This is a genomic window from Pseudomonadota bacterium, assembly GCA_030859565.1.
Lineage (GTDB): Bacteria > Pseudomonadota > Gammaproteobacteria > JACCXJ01 > JACCXJ01 > USCg-Taylor.
Genome location: JALZJW010000203.1, coordinates 1 through 4,930, shown reverse-complemented (window position 1 = coordinate 4,930; position 4,930 = coordinate 1). Strand labels below are relative to the sequence as shown.

Genomic DNA, 4,930 nt, shown 5'->3' with positions numbered 1-4,930 from the left:
GCTCCCGATCCCGCGAATGCCTGGGAGTTACGGAACGCCCTGATTCGCCGTCCCGGCGGCCAAGGCCTTCACGAAGGGCGACTACGAAGAGGCCTTGGCCGGGTACGGCAATGAGGATCTCTCGCACCTCATCGTCGAGATCAAGGGTTACCGGCGCGAGGATGCCAAGGAGTTGCGAGACCGGAGCTAGGCAACGCTCTTGATGAAAACCTTCGAGTTACGTTGATAGTTATACAGGTCCTGCCGCGCGACGGGCAGGTCCTCGATACGCGCTTGCGTAAAGCCGCGCTCGATAAACCAATGCGCGGTGTGCGTGGTCAGCACAAACAATGTTCGGAGACCGAGGCTCCTGGCGTTGTTCTCTAAATCGAGAAACAACTGGCTGCCGCGTCCCGCATCTTGGTAACTCGGGTGCACCGCAAGGCACGCGAGCTCGGCCACGCTTTCATGGGGATAAGGATACAGGGCTGCGCATCCGATGATGGCACCATCCCGCACCAGCACGGTGAAACGATCCATTTCCATTTCAAGCTTCTCTCTTGAACGCCGCACCAGCACCCCCTGGGCTTCGAGCGGCGCTATAAGCTCCAAGACGCCGCCGGCATCGTCGATGGTCGCCGGGCGCAGGTCATCGAAACGCGCCCCGCTCACCAGGGTCCCGATCCCGTCACGCTGGAACAACTCCAGCAGCAGCGCCCCATCGGTGGTTTGGTCAATCAAATGCGTCCGGCCGACGCCGTTGCGCGAGGCGCGGATGGCGCATTCGAGTTCCGAGAGATCGTCGCCCGCGCTTCCGCGCTCGATGAGAAACTGCTGGGCTTCTTTATCCGTGAGCTGACGCACCAGCGTCCCCGATCCATCCAGAACTCCGGGGGCGGCGAGCATGAAGATCAACTTGCTCGCACGCAGGCTGATCGCTACCGCCGTCGCGACCTCATCCGCATCAAGGTTAAACACCTCGCCGGTCGGGGAATAACCCACGGGCGGGATCACGACGATATCTCCCTGATTCAATTGGGCATGGATGGCTTCCGCATCGACTCGCCGCACCTCCCCGGTATAGCGCAAATCGGTTCCGTCGCGCACCCCCGAGGGCTTGGCCGTGATGAAATTTCCCGAGGCGACGCGGATGCTGGCGTTGGCCATGGGGGAATTGGGCAGCCCCAGCGACAACAGGGCTTCGATCTCGATGCGTATGGTGCCGGCGGCTTCTTTGACATAGGTGAGCGCTTGCTCATCGGTCACCCGCAGACCGTTGACATAATGAATATCCGCGCCCGCGCTTTTCAGACGCGCCTCGATCTGAGGCCGCGTGCCATACACCAAGACTTGCCGGATCCCCAGGCTATTGAGCAAGGCGATGTCATGTATCAGGCTCGGAAACCCGCGATCCAGCACCATCTCCCCGCCGAAACAGATTACGAAGGTGCGGCCGCGGTGATTATGGATATACGGCGATACGGCGCGAAACCAATCGACGAAATCTTGCGGGCCGGCCGGCATTGCTTTCAACCCCCGAGGCAATACTCGGCGATCAGCTCTTTGATAATCGACTGCATCGACAGCAAGCGCGCACTGTCCACATACTCGTCGGGCTGATGCGCCTGCGCGATGTCCGCCGGTCCGCAGACGGCGGTCTCTATGCCGAGCGCGTTCAGGAACGGCCCCTCGGTCGCGAAGCTGACCGTCCCCGCGCGCAAGCCGGTGAGCCGTTCGAGCGATCGCACGATCGCCGAGTCGCGATCGGTCTTCATGGCGTCGATCCCCGCCACCAACGGCCGCACCTCGAAGAAAAGGCCGCTCCCCGCGACGGCCCGCTCGACACGCTCGATGAGGGCCTGACGCAGCGAGTCTAACGGCATGCCCGGCAAGGTGCGGATATCGATCTGGATCTCGCATTCGGCGCAGATCCGGTTGGGGCTGTCGCCGCCGTGGATATTACCGAGATTAAGCGTCGGCTCCGGGACCTCGAAATCATGATCCGCATAGGCCGCCCGCAGCTCTCCTCGCCATTCCATCAGGGCGCCCAGGACCCGGTGCATGCCATCGATCGCGTTGTTCCCGAGCCCCGGGTTGCTCGCATGCCCGGAACGCCCGCGCAGGCGGATGGATTCTAGCGTTACGCCTTTGTGCATATACACAGGCTTAAGAGCCGTCGGCTCGCCGATGAGTGCGTAACGCCCAAGCCTCTCGCCCGAGGCCGCGAGGGCGCGGATCCCGGCCATCGAGCACTCTTCATCGGCGGTCGCGAGGATCACGAGCGGACGGGTCAAGGCGCGGAGATCCATGGTGCCGGCCGCAGCGAGGATCAAGGGAAAAAAATTCTTCATGTCGGCCGCGCCGAGACCATAGAGCTTTCCGTCCCGCTCGGTGAGCGTGAAGGGATCGGTCGACCAGGCGCCCTCATCATAGGGCACGGTATCGGTGTGCCCGGAAAGGACCAAGCCCCCTCCTCCCGGCCCGCTACGGGCGATCAGGTTAAGCTTGTCGGGATGATGCGCGAGCGGCATCAGCTCGGCTTGAAAACCCAGATCCGAAAACCAATTCTCCAGGCATTCGACCACGGCGCGGTTGCCGCAATCGAAGCGCGGATTGACGCTGCTCATCGAGGGGATCGCGATGAGCTGCGATAGCATTTGCACCAACGTAGGCAGTTGCGCCGCCATGTAACGCCGCTCACAGTCATTGAAAGCAAGATTGTACACGCGCCACGGGATCAAGGCATGCACCGTTGTGATGAGGTAGTGTCTCGGTTTGAATTTCGGCTTTCGACCCAAAGCAGCCTTTTCATATTTTTTTCGAGAGCCCGTTCGATAGGCTCGGGAACGTCTAGAAATTCCGGGGCGATTCAACCCGCCTATCGAAAAGTGGAGGGCATGCCCAGCCCCTAAAAAGCAGCATTACGAAGACGAAAAGGGCCACCCGATCTCATTCGATGGTCTTTTTTGTTACGGCTAATTGCGTGGCGTCCGGCTATGATGGGGAATTTCAAGGAATACGGGGACGTGTGTAGTGGTTGCTGAACAATGCTATTGGCTCTTGTGCTTTGTGCCGCCCGCGGAGGCCACGAGTCCAAAGATATTCGGGTTCTCGGAGTTCATAGCGACGCTTGCACTGATGGTGCTGGTCTGGACGCTCGCGGATGTGAAGTACCGCTTCCGGGTCGCGGTGGCTCCCGGGGAGTTGTACCTGAAGACCTTCGTGCTGATGGCGGCTATCGGCATCTTGTCGCTTTTGACGGAAGTATGGCGCGCTGAAGGCTGGTGGCTCCCTCGCATGGCCGGATTCAGTTACGCGCTGTGGCAGATGATCCTGGGCATGTTGTTCTTTGGCACGTTCCTAACTTGGATGTGGTACGCATTCATTCGGCCTCCGGTCTATGAGAAGAGGAACGCGAAGCGGTATGCTCAGGAGCTTTATGGGCGCATCCTTAAAGGGTCTCCCACGGAGTTGCCTGTCATCGCGGACGAGCTGTCGCGCTCGGCGAAGACATTGATTCACTACGCGAGCGACGAGGGCGAGTTCGAGAACGATGAGCTCCAGGAGGAGGCAGAAACAGACGATTCCAAAAAGAAAAACAAGGTGCCAGAGGTAACGGGCTTCGCCGATGACATCCTCTTACTTATCGCAGACAAGAAGTTCTGTCGCCATATTGTCGAGTCGTCGCCCATTATAGCCTTGGCGTTCTTTCGGGAGATAGGATCAACCAAAAAGTACGGTGTTCCTATCGAGATATTCGCAAAGAACATCACGAACGAAGCTTTGGAAAACAAAGATTCGTTCCTGTTTCACGAATCTGAGGGGTATCACTCTGGATTGATTGGCTATCACAAGCCACTTAGCCAAGCCATGTACGCGAATTACAGAATGGTGGAAGTCATAGGGACGCTTCTCGATCCTGATATATTCGGGAAGGAAAAGTGGGATGCTTCGCAGTGGGAGGCATACTGCCGAATCGTCTTGATGACTTTCCGCGACTATGTCACACGCGGTCATGGTTGTCATTCGAGTGTTATTTATCGCGCACAGGGTTATCTCGAGCACGCGGCGTCTGACCTTTACAAAATCAACGGAATGACTAGCGGCACGTGGAGCGACGATGTGCATCAACGGCTGCGGGTCGTTGTGCAGTTCATAAAAGACACAATTGAGATCCTTAACGAGCAGGGTACCCCGAGCTACGTGCAGTTGAGGGTAAGGCACCACTCTGCCCCTAGCGTTTACGACAACATAGCCAAAATGATATTTGAAGTGATGTTTGCGGCATCAGCGGTAAGGGCGCCAAGAGACCTTTGCTGGTGGATCCAGCACAATTCTGTGTGGGGTGAGTTATTCAATTTTAGTAATAGTGATGGAGGAGCCTCGAAGATCATACACTTCAAGGTGCGTCGCCTTCTCTATAATGAAATTGTGGATATGTCGGGGTTCCCAAATTTCAAGGGGGCGAAGATACTTGGGTTTGTATTAAATGTATTGGGGTTCAGATTCCGAAGCGAAAAGTATTTTCGAGACAGTAACGCGCTTCATAAGGCGGTTCTGTCTTGGGCAAGAAAAAACTATGCTTGGCTTTACACCTACAACCCCCGCGTTGCAGAGGTTTGTCTTGTCGATGGCATAACCTACGACCAAGAAAACCTGCGTCTTGTTCAGACATATCCCGCGGAAGGTCTGCGGCGCGAACCTGCGTATGTATATCTCAAACTTGATGCACCATCACTTAGTTCGGGAGTTACGAAGGACTAGGCAGAAATTTTTCACCCGCGCAAATTTGGCTGTATCTGTCGTCGGACCATCACTGACTGACCGCTTTTGGCCGATTTTGTTGAAAAACTCGTGTGAATTTTGATTTGGGATTGTCGTTGGCGAGATTCGATCTCGTGTTGAGCATAAGTTTGCCGGCTTCGAGCGGATTCTTTATTCTTCTTCGGAT

Annotated in this window: 3 protein-coding genes; 1 reads left to right on the top strand and 2 read right to left on the bottom strand. The window is 56.9% G+C overall.

The window, feature by feature from the left end; translation table 11 throughout:
• Positions 1-186: 186 nt before the first annotated feature.
• Positions 187-1,503, bottom strand: a complete 1,317-nt coding sequence (gene argA, locus M3436_19220) for an amino-acid N-acetyltransferase (protein ID MDQ3566120.1) — start codon at positions 1,501-1,503, stop codon at positions 187-189.
• 5 nt (positions 1,504-1,508) lie between these two features.
• Positions 1,509-2,777, bottom strand: a complete 1,269-nt coding sequence (gene argE, locus M3436_19215) for an acetylornithine deacetylase (protein ID MDQ3566119.1) — start codon at positions 2,775-2,777, stop codon at positions 1,509-1,511.
• Between the two features lie 235 nt (positions 2,778-3,012).
• On the opposite strand from argE, the gene M3436_19210 reads away from it, so the two are divergent.
• Complete coding sequence (locus M3436_19210; protein MDQ3566118.1) at positions 3,013-4,743, top strand: hypothetical protein; 1,731 nt, start codon at positions 3,013-3,015, stop codon at positions 4,741-4,743.
• Positions 4,744-4,930 lie beyond the last annotated feature (187 nt).

Coding starts and splice junctions, on each gene's coding strand:
- argA (MDQ3566120.1), bottom strand. CDS start 1,503: ATGCCGGCCGGCCCGCAAGATTTCGTCGATTGGTTTCGCGCCGTATCG.